Genomic DNA, 18,286 nt, shown 5'->3' on the forward strand with positions numbered 1-18,286 from the left:
TTACTGGCAAATAGTTTACAAAGTGCCATCAATCGCGCGTGAATACGCGCCAACTCACTGATAGACCAGAAAAAACTCTCAATCGACGCATTGCGTTCTTTCTATTTATGTTTTGACTGTCTGGTCACTAGCCTCTGTTCAGCGCACCTGGATGCGCTACACAAAACCAGAGGAGTTCGACATGACCACCGCCATTAGCCGAGGGGCTTTTTCCCAGCGCCGTGTATTCGGCGTCTTGACCGCCAGCCTGCTGTCATTCTCCGTTCACGCGGCGACCCTGACCCGCGATAACGGCGCTGCCGTGGGCGACAACCAGAACTCGCAGACCGCGGGGGCCACTGGCCCGGTGCTGTTGCAGGACGTGCAACTGATCCAGAAACTCCAGCGCTTTGACCGCGAACGCATCCCGGAGCGGGTCGTACATGCCCGTGGTACGGGTGCCCATGGCAGTTTCACGGTAACCGATGATCTCAGTGACCTGACCAAGGCCAAAGTCTTTGCCGCTGGCCAGACGACGCCGGTGTTCGTGCGTTTTTCTGCGGTGGTGCACGGCAACCATTCCCCGGAAACCTTGCGCGATCCACGAGGCTTTGCCACCAAGTTCTATACCGCAGACGGCAACTGGGACCTGGTCGGCAATAACTTCCCGACCTTTTTCATCCGTGATGCGATCAAATTCCCGGACATGGTCCACGCCTTCAAGCCAGACCCGCGCACCAACCTGGATGATGACTCGCGCCGGTTCGACTTCTTTTCCCATGTCCCGGAAGCCACTCGGACGTTGACCGAGTTGTATTCCAACTCCGGCACACCGGCGAGTTACCGGGAAATGGACGGTAATGGAGTTCACGCCTATAAATTGGTCAATACCAAAGGCGAAGTCAGCTATGTGAAGTTTCACTGGAAGAGTTTGCAGGGGATTAATAACCTTGACCCACAAGCGGTTACCAAGGTTCAGGGGCAAGACTACAGTCATATGACCAATGACTTGGTGGCTCATATCAATAAAGGCGACTTTCCAAAGTGGGACTTGTACATTCAGGTTCTAAAACCACAAGACTTGTATAAGTTTGACTTCGATCCTTTGGATGCTACCAAGATCTGGCCGGGTATCCCTGAGCGAAAAGTTGGACAAATGGTGCTCAATCGTAATCCTGCGAATGTCTTTCAGGAAACCGAACAAGTTGCCATGGCACCGGCCAATCTAGTGCCGGGAATTGAACCTTCGGAAGATCGTTTGTTGCAAGGTCGAGTGTTCTCTTATGCCGATACGCAACTGTATCGCCTGGGCGCCAATGCGTTGCAGTTACCGATCAATGCACCAAAAGTAACGGTGAACAACGGTAACCAGGACGGAGCGATGAACACAGGTCGCAGCAGCGGGGGTGTGAACTATCAGCCGAGTCGTCTGGAGTCACGTGAGGAGCCTCAAGCGGCACGCTACAGCCAGTCGACGCTGTCGGGTACGACCCAGCAGGCGAAGATCCAGCGCGAGCAAAACTTCAAGCAGGCCGGCGATCTGTATCGTTCGTTCAGCAAGAAGGAGCGCAGCGACCTGATCGAAAGTTTTGGTGGCTCGCTGGCCACCACGGATGACGAAAGCAAGCACATCATCCTGTCCTTCCTCTATAAGGCTGACCCGGAATACGGCACCGGCGTGACCAAGGTCGCCAAGGGAGATCTGAGTCGCGTCAAGGCGCTCGCGGACAAACTGGTCGACTGATCGTCATTGCCTCAACCGGCTCTCGCACGACTCAGTGCCGTGCGAGAGCCCAGGAGCTATGCCATGCGAATATATCTTTGCCTGTTTCTGGCCAGCCTGGCGAGCAGCGTTTATGCAGAACCGGGTGCCGACCTGACCAAGGACCCGGTAGCGCTCAAGGCGCAATTGCAGGATTACTACTTTGACGCCGCTCGTCGCGGCGATGTGCCGATGCTCGAGACGTTCATCGAGGCGGGTTATTCCCTCGAGACTCGCGACAGCAAGGGTTACACCGCTTTGATCCTGGCGGCTTACCATGGTCAGTCTGCGGCGGTAGAGCGCTTGCTCGGCGCCGGGGCCAATGCCTGTGCCCAGGACCTGCGTGGCAATACGGCGCTGATGGGGGCGATCTTCAAGGGCGAAGTGCAAATAGCCCGGCGACTGTTGGCGACCGATTGCAGCCCGGAGCAACGTAATGGCGCAGGCCAGACGGCGGCGATGTATGCGGGCCTGTTCAAACGGGTCGAGTTGCTCGACGCGTTGGCTGCCAAGGGGGCCGACCTGAATGCCGAGGATCCGCTGGGTAACAGCGCCGCGCGTCTGGCCGCGGGCGAAATCCGTACCCCGGCGCCGCGCTGATCGTGTCCAGCTGAGCTATCATCGCGGTTTTTTCCGGGAGTTCAGATGGCCAAGGCAAAGCGCATGTACGGCTGCACCGAGTGCGGCTCGACCTTCCCCAAGTGGGCCGGCCAATGCGGCGAATGCGGGGCCTGGAACACCCTGACCGAAACCCTGGTGGAAAGTGGCGGTGCCGCTGCCCCCAGCGGTCGTACCGGCTGGGCCGGGCAGCAGGCGCAGATCAAGACGCTGGCCGAAGTCAGTGTCGAAGAAATTCCACGTTTCTCCACCGCGTCCGGCGAGCTGGATCGGGTGCTCGGTGGCGGCCTGGTCGACGGCTCGGTGGTGTTGATCGGCGGTGATCCGGGGATCGGCAAGTCGACGATCCTTCTGCAAACCCTGTGCAACCTCGCAACCCGGATGCCGGCGCTCTATGTCACGGGCGAAGAATCCCAGCAGCAAGTGGCCATGCGCGCTCGACGTCTGGGCTTGCCGCAAGATCAACTGCGAGTCATGACCGAAACCTGCATCGAAACCATCATCGCCACGGCACGGGTGGAAAAACCCAAGGTCATGGTGATCGACTCGATCCAGACGATTTTCACCGAGCAACTGCAATCGGCACCGGGCGGCGTTTCTCAGGTTCGCGAAAGCGCGGCATTGCTGGTGCGTTACGCGAAACAAAGCGGCACGGCGATTTTCCTCGTCGGCCACGTGACCAAAGAAGGCGCGTTGGCGGGGCCCCGAGTGCTGGAACACATGGTCGACACGGTGCTGTATTTCGAAGGCGAGTCGGATGGACGCTTGCGTCTGTTGCGAGCGGTGAAAAACCGCTTCGGTGCGGTCAACGAGTTGGGCGTGTTCGGTATGACCGACAAGGGTTTGAAAGAGGTCTCCAACCCTTCGGCGATTTTCCTCACCCGCGCGCAGGAAGAAGTGCCGGGCAGCGTAGTGATGGCGACGTGGGAAGGCACGCGACCGATGCTGGTGGAAGTTCAGGCTCTGGTGGACGACAGCCACCTGGCCAACCCGCGCCGTGTCACCCTCGGCCTGGATCAGAATCGCCTGGCCATGCTGTTGGCGGTGCTGCACCGTCATGGAGGCATACCGACTCACGACCAGGACGTGTTCCTCAACGTGGTCGGCGGGGTCAAGGTGCTGGAGACGGCGTCCGATCTGGCGTTGATGGCAGCCGTGATGTCCAGCCTGCGCAATCGGCCATTGCCACATGATCTGTTGGTGTTTGGTGAGGTTGGCTTGTCTGGTGAAGTGCGGCCGGTGCCAAGCGGTCAGGAGCGCTTGAAGGAAGCCGCCAAGCACGGCTTCAAACGCGCCATCGTGCCCAAGGGCAATGCGCCGAAGGAAGCGCCTGCCGGGTTACGGATCATCGCGGTGACGCGACTGGAACAGGCCCTGGACGCGTTATTTGAATAAACCCAGCCCTTGTAGGAGCAGTCTGCGGCAGCTCCTACAAGAGTGGTCTAATGTGGATCAGCGCACCCAGCTCCCGCTCAAGCTCGGCCTGATCGCCCGTGTTGAGTTCGACCAGCCGCCGCAGTTTGCTGACAGACTCCAGATCGATGTACCGACAGACGAAGCCTAACTGGTGGTTATTGTCATGGGACAGTTGCACATCCATGCGGATCTCGGTGTCGCTGCTCAGGTGAATGTCGACCGAAAACATCTTCTCTTCGTCCCCAAGCCAGGGCTCGGGACGTTCGATCAACAGGCCCTTGAGTGACAGGTCGAGCAGTTTCACCGGCCACCGATGCTCGCCTTGGCTGAGCTCGGTTTTGGCATCGAAGGCAATGCGTTTGAAGCGGCGGTGATTGGCGGGGTGGTCCCTCATGGCGCAATCCTCTGGGTGTTCGCTGACTATAGACCAGCATCCGCGCAGGCTGCCACTGTCGGTACGACTCTAGACCTAGGTCGGGGTATGGTCTTTGGCGCCAGTAGCGCTAAACTCGGGGTGGCTGTCTTTTTTGTCCACTCTGGCTGGAATCAAAAATGAAAAATAATAATAGCCTGCTACGCCACTTACCTTGGCTGGTGCTGGCAGTCGTAGGCGCGTGCGCCTTGGGAGTTGTGGCCCTGCGCCGCGGCGAAGCCATCAACGCCCTCTGGATCGTAGTCGCAGCAGTCGCCATTTATCTGGTCGCTTACCGTTACTACAGTCTGTTCATTGCCAATAATGTGATGCAGCTCAATCCGCTGCGAGCCACCCCCGCTGTCGTCAACAACGACGGTCTGGACTACGTGCCCACCAACAAACACATTCTTTTCGGTCACCACTTCGCGGCCATCGCGGGTGCTGGTCCGTTAGTCGGTCCAGTGTTGGCGGCGCAGATGGGCTATTTGCCCGGCACGCTCTGGCTGATCGCCGGTGTGGTGCTGGCCGGTGCCGTTCAGGACTTCATGGTCCTGTTCATGTCGACCCGCCGCAACGGTCGCTCCCTGGGCGACATGGTCCGTGAAGAAATGGGTCAGATCCCCGGGACCATCGCGCTGTTCGGCTGCTTCCTGATCATGATCATCATCCTCGCGGTGCTGGCGCTGATCGTGGTCAAGGCCCTGGCCGAAAGCCCGTGGGGCATTTTCACGGTGATGGCGACCATCCCGATCGCCATGTTCATGGGCGTGTACATGCGCTACATCCGCCCGGGCCGCATCGGTGAAATCTCCATCGTCGGCGTGCTGCTGTTGCTCGGCTCGATCTGGCTGGGCGGGCAGATCGCCGCTGATCCGATCTGGGCCAAGGCCTTCTCCTTCACCGGGATCCAGATCACCTGGATGCTGATCGGCTACGGTTTCGTCGCGGCAGTATTGCCGGTCTGGCTGATTCTGGCGCCACGTGACTACCTGTCGACCTTCCTCAAGATCGGTACCATTGTCGCCTTGGCGATCGGCATCCTGATCACCATGCCCGTGCTGAAAATGCCGGCACTGACCCAATTCATCGATGGCACCGGGCCGGTGTGGAAAGGCGGGCTGTTCCCGTTCCTGTTCATCACCATTGCCTGTGGCGCGGTCTCGGGTTTCCACGCGCTGATTGCCTCCGGGACTACTCCGAAACTGCTGGATAACGAAAGCAATGCCCGTTACATCGGTTACGGCGGCATGCTGATGGAGTCCTTCGTGGCCATCATGGCGATGGTGGCGGCTTCGGTGATCGAACCGGGTGTGTACTTCGCGATGAACAGCCCGGCGGCGATCGTCGGCGGTGAAGTGATGCAAGTCGCGCAAACCGTCAGCAGTTGGGGCTTTGCGATCACCCCGGAAGCCCTGCAAGCGGTGGCCAGGGACATCGGTGAAACCACCGTGCTGGCCCGTGCCGGCGGTGCGCCGACCCTGGCGGTCGGTATCGCGCAGATCCTGCACAGCGTTCTGCCGGGTGAAAACACCATGGCGTTCTGGTACCACTTCGCGATCCTGTTCGAAGCGCTGTTCATCCTGACGGCGGTTGACGCCGGTACGCGTGCCGGGCGTTTCATGCTGCAGGATTTGCTCGGTTCCTTCGTTCCGGCGCTCAAACGCACCGAGTCCTGGACCGCCAACCTGATCGCGACCGCCGGTTGCGTGGCAATGTGGGGTTATCTGCTGTACCAAGGCGTGATCGACCCGCTGGGTGGCATCAACACCTTGTGGCCGCTGTTCGGCATCTCCAACCAGATGCTGGCCGGTATCGCGCTGATGCTCGGCACGGTGGTGCTGATCAAAATGAAACGCCAACGCTACATCTGGGTGACCTTGCTGCCAGCCGCCTGGCTGCTGATCTGCACCACCACCGCAGGCTTCATCAAGCTGTTCGACGCCAACCCGGCGATCGGCTTCCTGTCGCTGGCGAAGAAATACAGCGATGCCCTGGCCAACGGTCAGATCCTCGCCCCGGCCAAGGACATCACGCAGATGCAGCACGTGATCTACAACGCCTATACCAACGCAACGCTGACGGCGCTGTTCCTGTTCGTGGTCTTCAGCATCCTGTTCTATGCGATCAAGGTCGGTATCTCGGCCTGGGGCAGCAAAGAACGCACGGATAAAGAATCGCCATTCCAGGCGATTCCAGAAGCGTAATCGAGGGTTGCAAGCATGTTCAATGACCTGAGTCGCCTCGGTAAATACCTCGGTCAGGCCGCGCGCCTGATGGTCGGCATGCCCGACTACGACACCTACGTCGAGCATATGCAAACCAAACACCCGGACAAACCGGTGATGAGCTACGAGGCGTTCTTTCGGGAGCGCCAGGAGGCTCGTTATGGTGGCAAGGGTGGGCCGAAGTGCTGTTGATGCATGAGGTCTAGGTAACACACGACTGTAGGAACACAGCTTGCTGGCGATGGCGTCTTCAAGATCGCTATCGCCAGCAAGCTGTGCTCCTACAGTTTTTTCAGCGTTTGGGAGATCTTCTTTTGCTACCCCCTATCCCTGTTACGGTCCTCAGCGGTTTCCTCGGCGCCGGCAAAACCACACTGCTGCGTCACCTGCTCAAAGCCGAGCACGGCCTGAAAATCGCCGTGATCGAAAACGAATTCAGCGACGCCGGCATCGACACCCAACTCTTGGGCGATGAGCCGGTGCAAGTCATGACGCTGTCGAATGGCTGCGTCTGCTGCACCATTCACACCGACCTGACCAAGGCCTTGTACCTGTTGCTGGAACGTCTGGACAGCGGCGAAATCGCCTTCGACCGCCTGGTGATCGAATGCACCGGCCTGGCTGATCCGGCACCGGTGGCGCAGACCTTCTTCATCGATGAAGAGCTGCGCGAGCGCTACATCCTCGACGGCATCATCACCTTGGTCGATGCGGCTCACGCCGAGCAGCACTTGACCCAGACCATCGCCCAGGCGCAGATCGGCTTTGCCGACCGCTTGCTGGTGAGCAAGCGCGATCTGGTCGACGAGGTGACGTTCAGCGCGCTGAGCGAGCGTCTGACCCGGATCAATCGTCGTGCGCCGATCCGCGTGGTTGAGCACGGCAAGATCGATCTGGCCGAGTTGCTCGACGTGCGTGGTTTCAACCTCAATGCCGACCTCGGCGGTGGTGTCAGCCTGCGCCCGGTGGGCAAGGCGCCGTCTATCGACCGCATATCGAGCCTGGTGCTGCGGACCGACAAACCGCTGGATATCGACAAGCTCAGCGAATTCATGAACGAACTGCTGGAAGACCATGGCAAGCAGTTGCTGCGCTACAAAGGGGTGCTGAACATCGTCGGCGAACCTCGGCGCATGGTGTTTCAGGGCGTACTGAAGTTGTACGGTTTTGACTGGGATACTGAGTGGGCCGAGGATGAAGGGCGGGAAAGTGTGATCGTGTTTATTGCCGATGAATTGCCGGAAGAGAAAATTCGCGCCGGGTTTGCGCGGGTGGCAGCTGAGTAAGGTCGGATATCTTCCGCGTGTTTGAGACCGTCATCGCGGGCAAGCCTTGCTCCTACAAGGCGTAAGGCGTGCCCGCGATGGCGGTCTAACCGGCGACGCTATCAGGGGCCGATTCCGGGCTCAGTAATTTCTTCTCAAGATGATCCAGATGCTCGGTCATCAGCCCCACGGCAGCCTTGGCGTCTCCGCGCTCTATCGCCTCGACAATCGCCGCATGCTCCTGCCACGCACAATGACTGGGCGACTGTTCTTCGTAGCAGGCGATAGCCAGCGATGTCAGCGGCACCAGGCTGCCGAGAAATTGTGCCAGCGGCGCGTTACCGGCGACGTGCGCCAGTTGCAGGTGGAACTCACCCGACAGGCGAATCGCCGGCCCGCGTTGGTTCTGTTCGATACAGCGGCGTTCGCGTTCGATCAGTTCGCGTAACTGCGGCAGGTGCCGGGAAGTCGGTTGTTGGCAGGCCAGTCGCACCAGGGTGGTTTCAGTCAGCCTGCGGGCGTGGAGTATCTGGCGGGTTTGTTCGGCATCGGGCGCCGCGACTTGCGGACGATGGTTGGGCCGCAGGATGACCACCTGCTGATGGGACAAACGCGCCAGCACCTGGCGGATGATACTGCGGCTGACCCCGAATGCCTGGCCAAGGCTTTCTTCGGTGAAGCGGCTGGCCGGGGCGATGCGTTGTTCGAGAATGGCGTCGAAAATCTGCGGATAGATGTCATCGACGCAACGCTTCTTTTCGCTCTGGCGGCGCAAGGGCAGGGCGGCGGAAATCGAGAAAACGGGATTCTTCAAGGCGTAGGAACTCATGGCCAGTCTCCAGTCCGGTTGCCGATAGGGGATTCTACAAACAGTTATTGGCCCAGATTGTCATCCGGGATATTCAGTTCAATACCCATGCGCTGTCCTTCCTGAAGGATGTGCCGGCGCATTTCGGCGCTGGCCAGGGCGCTGTTTTTGCTGCGGATCGCGCGGACCACGGCTTCGTTTTCTTCCAGCCGCCCGGCCAAGTGTTCCGGGGAATTGCGCAGCATCTCGGCGCTCTGTTTGAGCGCATTGCTGGTTTGCTGCACGACGTTCTGGAAAATCGGGTTCGAGGTCAGGGTGAACAGCTCTTCGTGGAACGCGATGTAGGCGTTCATTCCGGCTTCGCTGTCGTTGGCTTCGAGGGCTTCGCGCATGTCCATCAGCGTCAGGCGCAGTTGGCCGATTTCCTTGCTGCTGATGGACTGGGCAACCAACCCGACAATGAACGGTTCGAGGGTGTAACGCAGTTGCAGCACATCCTCGAGACTGGCGCCGGCTACGCCACTGTCGTTGGCTGGCGCGTCGTTCAGGTTGGCCTCCAGCACCACCACGCCTTTGCCGGGCATGGAGCGCACCAGGCCGAGGGTCTCCAGCACGATCACCGCTTCACGCAGGCTAGGCCGGCTGATACCCAGTTGTTCAGCCAGTTCGCGTTGCCCCGGCAACATGTCGCCCGAGCGCCACTGCCCGCGTGCCAAGGCGGCGCGGAGCTTTTCAACCACTGAATTTACAACTGTCGACGAGGTGATCACTGTTTGCTCCATGAGAGACGGTAAAACGCTGAATTGTTGTGCCTGCCAGTGACAGGCACAAGGTTCGGTCAAAATTCTTGCTGATGCGCCGGCGGCGCTGATTTACGTGACTGGAAGGTGTAGCCCTGCTCGCCGGACAGTACCTTGTTGGCACGCTGGACATCGATGTCTTTTTCCCAGCGGGCGATGGCCACGGTGGCGACGCAGTTACCGATCAGGTTGGTCAGTGCCCGGCCAATGCCCATGAACCAGTCCACCGCCAATACCAGCACCAGGCCCACTACCGGAATCGCCGGGATCGCGGTCAGGGTTGCCGCCAGAATCACCAGGGCCGAGCCGGGAATGCCGTGGGCACCTTTGGAGGTGATCAGCGAAACCAGCAGGATCGTCAGCAAATCGCTCATGGCCAGCGGTGTGCCGGTGGCGTTGGCGATGAACACGATGGCCAGGGTCAGGTAGATCGAAAAACCATCGAGGTTGAACGAGTAACCGGTGGGAATCACCAGGCCAACCGTCGAGCTGCCGATACCCAGGTGCTCCAGTTTGCGCATGATTTGCGGGAGCACGGCGTCGGAGGAGGCGGTACCCAGGACGATCAGCAACTCTTCGCGCAAGTACTTGAGAAAGGGCAGCAGCCGCAGGCCGGAAAGGCGCATCACCAGACCCAGGATCAACGACACGAACACCGTGCACGTCAGGTAGAACAGGCCGATCAGGCTGCCCAGGTGTTGCAGGGAGTCCAGGCCATATTTGCTGGTGGTGAAAGCAATCGCACCGAACACACCAATCGGTGCCAGGCGCACGATCATGCCCATGATGCGGAAGATCACATGGCTGAGCTCGTTGATCAGTCGCGAAATTCCCGAGGCTGCTTCACCCACCAGGTTCAGCGCGCTGCCGAACAGGACCGAGAACAGCAGCACTTGCAGGATGTTGTTGTCGGCAAAGGCGCCAATCACCGAGGTCGGGATCAGGTCCATCAGAAATTGCGTGGTGGTGTGCATGTGCTGGCCGCGCTGGGCGATATCGCCCATGTCGGCGGTGGAAAGCTGATCCAGATGAATGTTCGCGCCGCTGCCGATGCCGGTGCTGAATGCGAACACCAGACCGATCACCAGGGCGATGGTGGTCAGCACTTCGAAGTAGATCACCGATTTGAGGCCGATGCGTCCGACCTTTTTCAGGTCGCCTGCGCCGGAAATACCGCTGACCACCACGCAGAACACGATCAGGCCGATAAGCATTTTGATCAGTTTGATGAAGCCGTCGCCGAGGGGTTTTAACTGGGCGGAGTATTCGGGAAGGGTCAGTCCGCAGATGATGCCGAGCACCAGTCCAAGGACAACTTGAAGGAAGATTGAGCGCGAGCACCATCTGAGCATGGGAGGAATCCTGGTGAGTGTCCTGGGTGCCGTGCGCTGTGCGCATCAGATTCAGGACTTAATTATTGTGGTCTTACCGGTATGTCCAGTGCAGGCGCAGTTTAGGCGCTGTTTTCAGAGGGCTGCAAGCGGAAAATGACGAATTGGCTTTACCGGTCTTACCAGTTGTGCGGTAAGGGCCGATCTTGAGCGGTTTTGCAGGCGAAAAAAAACCGGCCATCTCTGGCCGGTTTCTTTTTGCTGCGGTTAAGCGGGCTGATTAAGCGCCGTATACCGGCAGCTTCTTGCAGATGGCCTTGACCTTCTCGCGAACGGCATCGATCACCGCTTCGTTGGAAAGGTCAGCCAGGATGTCGCAGATCCAGCCGGCCAGCTCTTTGCACTCAGCCTCTTTGAAGCCGCGAGTGGTCACAGCCGGAGTACCGAAGCGCAGACCGGAGGTGACGAACGGGGAGCGTGGATCGTTCGGTACCGAGTTCTTGTTCACGGTGATGAACGCTTTGCCCAGAGCGGCGTCGGCGTCTTTACCGGAGATTTCCTGCTTGATCAGCGACAGCAGGAACAGGTGGTTTTCAGTACCGCCGGAGACCACGTCAAAGCCGCGCTCGATGAACACGCCGGCCATGGCCTGGGCGTTCTTGACCACTTGTTGCTGGTAGGCCTTGAACTCAGGCTGCAACGCTTCCTTGAAGCAGATCGCTTTAGCGGCGATCACGTGCTCCAGTGGGCCGCCTTGGGCGCCCGGGAATACCGCGGAGTTCAGTTTCTTCTCGATGTCGGCGTTGGCGCGAGCCAGGATCAGGCCGCCACGTGGACCGCGCAGGGTCTTGTGGGTCGTGGTGGTGACCACGTCAGCGAATGGCACCGGGTTCGGGTAGACGCCAGCAGCGACCAGGCCGGCTACGTGAGCCATGTCGACGAACAGGTAGGCGCCAACCTTGTCAGCGATTTCACGGAAGCGCGGGAAGTCGAGGATCTGCGAGTAGGCAGAGAAACCGGCCACGATCATTTTTGGCTTGTGCTCAACAGCCAGACGCTCGACTTCGTCGTAGTCGATCAGGCCGTTGCTGTCGATACCGTACTGAACGGCGTTGTACAGCTTGCCGGAGGAGGAAACACTGGCGCCGTGGGTCAGGTGACCGCCGTGGGCCAGGCTCATGCCCAGGATGGTGTCGCCCGCTTGCAGCAGGGCCAGGTAAACGGCGCTGTTGGCTTGCGAGCCGGCGTGTGGCTGAACGTTGGCGTAATCGGCGCCGAACAGTTGTTTGGCACGGTCGATGGCCAGTTGCTCAACCACGTCGACGTACTCGCAACCGCCGTAGTAGCGCTTGCCTGGGTAGCCTTCGGCGTACTTGTTGGTCAGAACCGAGCCTTGAGCTTCCATCACCGCTGGGCTGGTGTAGTTTTCCGAAGCGATCAGCTCAATGTGTTCTTCCTGGCGCTGAGCTTCTTGCTCCATGGCGGCAAAAAGGTCGGCGTCGTACTTGGCAATAGTCAAATCACGGCTGAACATGGCGGTCCTCAAGGATCGGGGGGCAGAAAAGGAAAGCATTCTAACCCAATGGGTTTTGTCTGGCATATGAAAGGACATCATGTCGCAGACAAGTGGTGTTCATGAGCCATTGGGGCGACGAATAACGCCTGTGGCGAGGGAGCTTGCTCCCGCTGGATTGCGAAGCGATCCCAAAATGGGTGAATGTGGTGTGTCAGGTGCAGCACGGTTGTGGTTTTGCGACTGCTTCGCCCGAGCGCGGACCGGCCGGCGGGAGCAAGCTCCCTCGCCACAAGGATTTCAGTCAAACATGAACAACGCATCATTGCTGAACTGCGCTTCGAAACGCGCCGCCGGCATCGGGCGGCCAAACAGATAACCCTGCACCTCGTCGCAGCCGTGTTCACGCAAGAAGTCGAGCTGTTCGTGGGTTTCCACGCCTTCGGCGATCACCGCTAGGTTCAGGCTATGGGCCATGGCGATGATCGCCCGGGCAATCTGCGCGTCCTGTTCGCCGGACGGCAGGCCGTCGACGAAGGTCCGGTCGATTTTCAGCACGTCGATCGGGAACTGCTTCAAGTAGTTCAGCGATGAATAACCGGTGCCGAAGTCGTCGACCGCGATGCTCAGGCCGAGGTTTTTCAGCCCGGCGAGAATCTGCATGGCTTCGCTGACTTCACGCATCAGGATACTTTCGGTCAGCTCCAGCTCCAGGCAAGCTGGTGGCAGGCCCGTGTCCTTGAGGATGGTGGCGATGCGCGTGCCAAGCTGGCCGTCGGAGAATTGCCGTGCAGAGATGTTCACCGAGACTTTCGGGACGCGGACCTTGGCCTGGTGCCAGGTTTTGAGCTGACGGCAGGCCTCGCTGATCACCCAGTCACCGACATCCACCACCAGTCCAAGCTCTTCGAGCACTGGAATGAAGTCTCCCGGTGGCACCAGTCCGCGACGTGGATGCCGCCAGCGCAGCAGGGCTTCGGCGCCGGTCAGGCGTTTACCGTCGCCGCTGAATTGCGGCTGGTAGTACAGAACGAATTCGTTTTGCTCAAGGGCGTGGCGCAGGTCGCTTTCCAGTTCCAGGCGCTCCAGGGCGCTGGCGTTCATGTCCGCCTGATAGAACTGGAAGTTGTTCTTGCCGCGCTCCTTGGCGTGGTACATCGCCGTGTCGGCGTTCTTCATCAACTGACTCAGTTCATTGCCGTCCTGCGGACTCAAGGCGATGCCGATACTGGCGGTGACAAAGAACTCGCGGCCTTCGAGGACAAACGGTTTCACCAGGCTGGCAAGGATTTGCTCGGCGACATGAATCGCCCGGTTCAGCGCGATCTCGCGGCTGGCACGCGGTTGCAGGAGCAAGGTGAACTCATCGCCGCCCATGCGCGCCACCGTGTCGTCATCGTCGACGCAAGCGAGCAGGCGGGTCGCCATTTCCTTGAGCATGCGGTCGCCGGCGGCGTGGCCGAGGGAGTCGTTGATCGGCTTGAAACGGTCGAGATCGAGGAACATCAGCACGACCCACGACTTCTGCCGCTCCGCCGATTGCAGCGCGGTGTGCAACCGGTCCTGGAACAAGGTGCGGTTGGGCAGGTGGGTCAGGGCGTCGTAGTAGGCGAGGCGGTGAATCCGCTGTTCGCTGGCCTTGCGCTCGCTGATGTCACTGAAAAAGCACACGTAGCTGGCGAGGTCGCCTTCGTCATCGAGTACTGCCGTAATGCCGACCCACGCCGGGTAGTGTTCACCGTTGCGGCGCTTGAGCCAGACTTCGCCTTCCCAGGTGCTGTGCTGGTGCAATTGCTTGAGCACATAGCGCAGGTGGGCTTCCTGTTGGTCATCGACGGTCAGCATGTTCGGCAACTGGTCCAGGACCTGCGCCACTTCGTAACCGCTGACGCGGCTGAAGGCTTCGTTGGCCTGCACGATGTAGCCGGCCGGGTCGGTGATCAGAATCGCCGACGTCGAGTGCTCGAAAACCGTGGCCGCCATGCGCAGGTCTTTCTCGGCGCGGCGCTGCTGGCTGATATCGCGACCGACCCCGAGCACACCTTCGAACGCGCCATGTTCATCCCAGACCAGGACCAGGCGCAGTTCGATCGGGATCTTGCGCCCGTCGGCGCGCAAGCAGTCGAACAGGAACAGCTGGGTTTGCACCTGGCTGCGCAGTTGCGCCAGTTGCTCGGGTTTATCCAGGGCTTTGCTGACCCGGTCCATCAGGCTGTAGATGCCGGTCAATTGTTGCGGGTTGGCGATGGTTGATTGCCAGCCATTCTGGAAGATCCAGTCAACGTCATAGCCGAGCACGGCGTTCACTGACGGGCTGACGTAATTGAGCGAGAGTTTGCTGTCGGTGGAGAAAATCACGTCGCTGATGCTTTCAGCGAGCATCCGGTAACGCTGCTCGCTGTCGCGCAAGGATTCGCTGGCTTCGATCTGATCGGTAATGTCTTTGGCCACGCCAATGATGCGGGTGACCTGGTCATGTTTGTCCCGCGCCAGCGCCTGTTCGCGGATTTCGAAACGTCGCCATTTGCCGTCGCGGTGACGGAAGCGCAACTGGCACTGCATCAGTTGGGTGTAACCGGCCTGGCGCTGTTCCTGCCGCAAGCGGTGGTAGTGATCGGCATCTTCGGGGTGCAGCAGAATCTCCCAGAAGTATTCGCCCATCTGGTGCAGTTCGGTTTTGCTGTAACCCAGCGTCTGGCCCAGGTGGTGGTTACTGAAAATCATCCGCTGGCTGATCACGTCCTGTACGTAGAGATGATCAGGGACGGTACGCACGACATCCGACCAGAAACCTTCACGCTCCAGCAGCGACAACTCGACAATTTTACGGCTGGTGATATCGCTGATGCTGAGGATCACCGCTTTGGCGTCGTGCTGTGCTTGCGGCAAATGCAATACCAGCCACAGATGCTGGTCGCGGCCCTGGGTGTCCCTGAGCTTGATCTCCAGTTCCAGCTGTTTCTGCTGGTTGAGCACGGCATCGAGTAACTGGTTGCCGATAGCGTTGCCATCCAGTGGCCCGCCTTCGATCAACAGCTTCCAGGCTTGCTCGCTGGACTGGACGTTGAGCAGGTGCAAGGCGACCTGGTTGACCTCGGTGATGCGCAACTCCTGTAGCAACTGTCGGCGTTGTTCGGGGTTCTCCAGCCACCGCTGCAATTGCTCGCTGGTGTGCAGTTGCGCCTTGTCGAGGCAGGCTTTGAGTCCGGAGAGATCCAGTACACAGAGCGCAACACCGGTGCCGTCGAAAATGTCCCGATAGCGCCGACGTCCGTCGTGCACCTGACGCTGGCGTCGGCGCATATTCAACAATGCGATGAGTGGTAGCAGCGAGAAGGCCAAACCCAGCAGGCATTTGCCGATAAACACCGGCAGCAGTTGTTCGAACACTCGTTGCCGGTCAAACAGCCCGCGTAATTGCCAGTCGCTGTTACTGAGGGGGACGACCAGTACGCTGTTCGCCAGGTCATTGGCGTTTACCGTGCCCGGTTTGTTCGAGGGTAATCCGTCGTCGCGGCTGACGATCTGTTGGTTGATGCGGTTTTCCACCACCCACAGCGGACGGATTCCTGTGTCACTCTGCTTGGTCAGTGAAGAGAAAAACGTCGGCCGCAGGCGCAAGACCCAGTAGTCGCGCGTGCTGCCGCTGGCCTGGTGCAGCAACAGGTTCACCACCGAGCCGTCGTTGGCGTTGCTGAAGTAATGCACCTGCGCGTGACTGCGCCGGACCAGCTCGCTCAGGTAGCCGGCATCCTGGCTGTCGCTGGCGCTGTCACTGAGGATTTTCCCCGAGGGGCTGAGCAGCGCGAGGCTGAGTAAATCAGGTAGCGATTGCTGCAGTTTGCGCAGCAGCGCCTGTTGCTGATCAACGGTCTGCGGTTTTTCGACGATCGGTAGCAGATTCAGTGCGATCTGGGCGTTGAGCGTCATGTTCAGGCTGACTTGCGCGGCCAGATCGGCGGTGTAGTCAATGGTGTACTGGCGCTGGCTGTTCTGGGTTTCGCTCAGTTGGTCGAATAATTGCCAAAGCAGCAGTCCGATCAACAGTAGGACAAGCGTCGCCAATGCGCCTTTCAAGGTGCCGCGCAGGGGCGATCCGGTCGCAGAACTCAGTGCGCTCACGGACGAAGGCGGAGTGACATTGGACAAACTGTGATCCTGCGGTTTGGCTGGATTGGCGCGACGTGCACTATAAGCCGGACGCCCGGAGGGCGGCTAGCATGCCTTGAGTTGTGGCAAAGTGCCAGCCCCTCTCGGCTGGACTGCCTTCCGTCATTAAGGTAGCTTTGCCGGTTACGCGGGAGCGTTCCAGCTCTTAGACTCAGGCTTTTTTCGCGCGCACGTATTGATAGCAATCAATCGCAGGCGGCGCGTATGGCCTGGCCCGGGCTTCGCCCGTGCTTATATTCATCAGTCACTGACCCTAGGTTCTCCATGGCTCAATACGTCTTCACCATGCATCGGCTGGGCAAAGTTGTTCCGCCGAAGCGGGAAATCCTGAAAAACATTTCGCTGTCGTTCTTCCCGGGCGCCAAGATCGGCGTACTCGGCCTCAACGGCTCGGGTAAATCCACACTGTTGAAAATCATGGCCGGCGTCGACACCGAGTTCGACGGCGAAGCCCGTCCGATGCCGGAATTGAACATCGGCTACCTGCCGCAAGAGCCGCTGCTGGATCCGACCAAGACCGTGCGTGACGTGGTCGAGGAAGCGGTCAGCGTGATCAAGGACGCGCAAGCGCGTCTGGATCAGGTCTACGCCGAATACGCCGACCCGGATGCCGACTTCGACAAGCTGGCCTCCGAACAGGCCAAGCTCGAAGCCATCCTGCAGGCGGGCGACGGTCACAACCTGGATCGCCAGCTGGAAGTCGCCGCCGACGCGCTGCGTCTGCCGGCCTGGGATGCGAAGATCGAACACCTGTCCGGTGGTGAAAAGCGTCGTGTGGCCCTGTGCCGCCTGCTGCTGTCCGCCCCGGACATGCTGCTGCTCGACGAGCCAACCAACCACCTGGACGCCGACTCCGTGGCCTGGCTGGAGCATTTCCTCCACGACTTCCCGGGTACCGTGGTTGCGATCACGCACGACCGTTACTTCCTGGACAACGTTGCCGGCTGGATTCTGGAACTTGACCGCGGCGCCGGTATTCCTTATGAGGGCAACTATTCGGGCTGGCTTGAAGCCAAGTCCGACCGTCTGGCCGCCGAATCCAAGCAGCAGTCGGCCCATGAAAAGGCCATGAAGGAAGAGCTGGAGTGGGTGCGCAAAGGCGCCAAGGCCCGTCAGTCGAAATCCAAGGCGCGTCTGCAACGCTTCGAAGAAATGCAATCGCAGGAATTCCAGAAGCGTAGCGAAACCAACGAGATCTATATCCCGGCCGGTCCTCGCCTGGGCGACAAGGTCATCGAATTCAAGAACGTTACCAAGGGCTATGGCGATCGCGTGTTGATCGACAACCTGTCGTTCTCCATGCCTAAAGGCGCCATCGTTGGCGTGATCGGTGGTAACGGTGCGGGTAAATCCACGCTGTTCCGCATGCTGATGGGCAAGGAACAACCGGATTCGGGCAGCATCGAAGTCGGTGAAACCGTGCAACTGGCCTGCGTCGACCAGAGCCGTGAAGACCTGGACGGCAGCAAGACTGTGTTCCAGCAGATCTCCGACGGTTCCGACCAGATCCGCATCGGCAACTACGAGATCCCGTCGCGCACCTACGTGGGTCGCTTCAACTTCAAGGGCGGCGATCAGCAGAAGTTCGTCAAGGACCTGTCCGGTGGTGAGCGTGGTCGCTTGCACCTGGCCCTGACCCTGAAAGAGGGCGGCAACGTCCTGCTGCTCGACGAACCGTCCAACGACCTCGACGTTGAAACCCTGCGTTCGCTGGAAGAAGCCCTGCTGGACTTCCCGGGCGCCGCCATTGTGATCTCTCACGATCGGTGGTTCCTTGACCGCGTCGCGACTCACATCCTGGCGTACGAAGACGACTCGCAAGCGGTGTTCTTCGAAGGTAACTACACCGAGTACGAAGCCGACCGCAAAAAGCGTCTTGGCGATGCCGCTTCCCAGCCACACCGGGTGCGTCACAAGAAACTGGCCTGATCGGCTGGTTACATGAAAAACGGAGCCTTCGGGCTCCGTTTTTTTTTGCGTGAGC

Annotated in this window: 13 protein-coding genes; 7 read left to right on the forward strand and 6 right to left on the reverse strand. The window is 59.6% G+C overall.

Features of this window, described 5'->3' with window-relative positions:
- Nucleotides 1-181 precede the first annotated feature (181 nt).
- The 3 genes from katB (at nt 182) to radA (ending at nt 3,754) form a co-directional block, all read left to right on the forward strand.
- Nucleotides 182-1,723: a catalase KatB gene (katB, locus tag AABM55_RS03425; RefSeq protein WP_347928830.1), complete on the forward strand. Its 1,542-nt coding sequence runs from the start codon at nt 182-184 to the stop codon at nt 1,721-1,723.
- 63 nt (nt 1,724-1,786) lie between these two features.
- A complete protein-coding gene (locus AABM55_RS03430; protein ID WP_347928831.1) occupies nt 1,787-2,341 on the forward strand; it encodes an ankyrin repeat domain-containing protein in 555 nt (184 codons plus the stop codon).
- A 45-nt stretch (nt 2,342-2,386) separates the two neighbouring features.
- Nucleotides 2,387-3,754 carry a DNA repair protein RadA gene (gene radA / locus AABM55_RS03435; RefSeq protein WP_019691594.1) on the forward strand — a complete coding sequence of 456 codons (1,368 nt, stop codon included), beginning with the start codon at nt 2,387-2,389 and terminating at the stop codon, nt 3,752-3,754.
- A gap of 34 nt (nt 3,755-3,788) precedes the next feature.
- Here the strand turns inward: radA and AABM55_RS03440 are convergent, their stop codons facing one another.
- Nucleotides 3,789-4,169: a PilZ domain-containing protein gene (locus AABM55_RS03440; protein ID WP_347928832.1), complete on the reverse strand. Its 381-nt coding sequence runs from the start codon at nt 4,167-4,169 to the stop codon at nt 3,789-3,791.
- Nucleotides 4,170-4,327: 158 nt separating this feature from the next.
- On the opposite strand from AABM55_RS03440, the gene AABM55_RS03445 reads away from it, so the two are divergent.
- The 3 genes from AABM55_RS03445 (at nt 4,328) to yjiA (ending at nt 7,701) form a co-directional block, all read left to right on the forward strand.
- Nucleotides 4,328-6,394: a carbon starvation CstA family protein gene (locus AABM55_RS03445; protein WP_347928833.1), complete on the forward strand. Its 2,067-nt coding sequence runs from the start codon at nt 4,328-4,330 to the stop codon at nt 6,392-6,394.
- Nucleotides 6,395-6,409: 15 nt separating this feature from the next.
- The gene (locus AABM55_RS03450; protein ID WP_010448516.1) at nt 6,410-6,607 is read left to right on the forward strand and encodes a YbdD/YjiX family protein; all 198 of its coding nucleotides are present in this window, start codon (nt 6,410-6,412) and stop codon (nt 6,605-6,607) included.
- Nucleotides 6,608-6,729: 122 nt separating this feature from the next.
- Nucleotides 6,730-7,701: a GTPase gene (gene yjiA / locus AABM55_RS03455; protein ID WP_347928835.1), complete on the forward strand. Its 972-nt coding sequence runs from the start codon at nt 6,730-6,732 to the stop codon at nt 7,699-7,701.
- Between the two features lie 85 nt (nt 7,702-7,786).
- Here yjiA and AABM55_RS03460 read toward each other — a convergent pair whose 3' ends face one another.
- The 5 genes from AABM55_RS03460 to AABM55_RS03480 form a co-directional block, all read right to left on the reverse strand.
- On the reverse strand, nt 7,787-8,509 hold the full coding sequence (locus AABM55_RS03460) for a GntR family transcriptional regulator (RefSeq protein WP_054595499.1): 723 nt from the start codon (nt 8,507-8,509) through the stop codon (nt 7,787-7,789).
- 44 nt (nt 8,510-8,553) lie between these two features.
- A complete protein-coding gene (locus AABM55_RS03465) occupies nt 8,554-9,258 on the reverse strand; it encodes a FadR/GntR family transcriptional regulator (protein WP_054598230.1) in 705 nt (234 codons plus the stop codon).
- A 68-nt stretch (nt 9,259-9,326) separates the two neighbouring features.
- A complete protein-coding gene (locus AABM55_RS03470) occupies nt 9,327-10,640 on the reverse strand; it encodes a C4-dicarboxylate transporter DctA (RefSeq protein WP_019691600.1) in 1,314 nt (437 codons plus the stop codon).
- A 259-nt stretch (nt 10,641-10,899) separates the two neighbouring features.
- Nucleotides 10,900-12,153, reverse strand: a complete 1,254-nt coding sequence (glyA, locus tag AABM55_RS03475; protein WP_054595500.1) for a serine hydroxymethyltransferase — start codon at nt 12,151-12,153, stop codon at nt 10,900-10,902.
- Nucleotides 12,154-12,432: 279 nt separating this feature from the next.
- On the reverse strand, nt 12,433-16,281 hold the full coding sequence (locus tag AABM55_RS03480) for an EAL domain-containing protein (RefSeq protein WP_347928836.1): 3,849 nt from the start codon (nt 16,279-16,281) through the stop codon (nt 12,433-12,435).
- Nucleotides 16,282-16,566: 285 nt separating this feature from the next.
- Between AABM55_RS03480 and ettA the strand changes: the two genes are divergently transcribed.
- Complete coding sequence (gene ettA, locus AABM55_RS03485) at nt 16,567-18,231, forward strand: energy-dependent translational throttle protein EttA (RefSeq protein ID WP_347928837.1); 1,665 nt, start codon at nt 16,567-16,569, stop codon at nt 18,229-18,231.
- The last annotated feature ends 55 nt before the right edge of the window (nt 18,232-18,286 follow it).

Origin of the sequence: Pseudomonas helvetica, assembly GCF_039908645.1 — a bacterium.
GTDB lineage: Bacteria > Pseudomonadota > Gammaproteobacteria > Pseudomonadales > Pseudomonadaceae > Aquipseudomonas > Aquipseudomonas helvetica.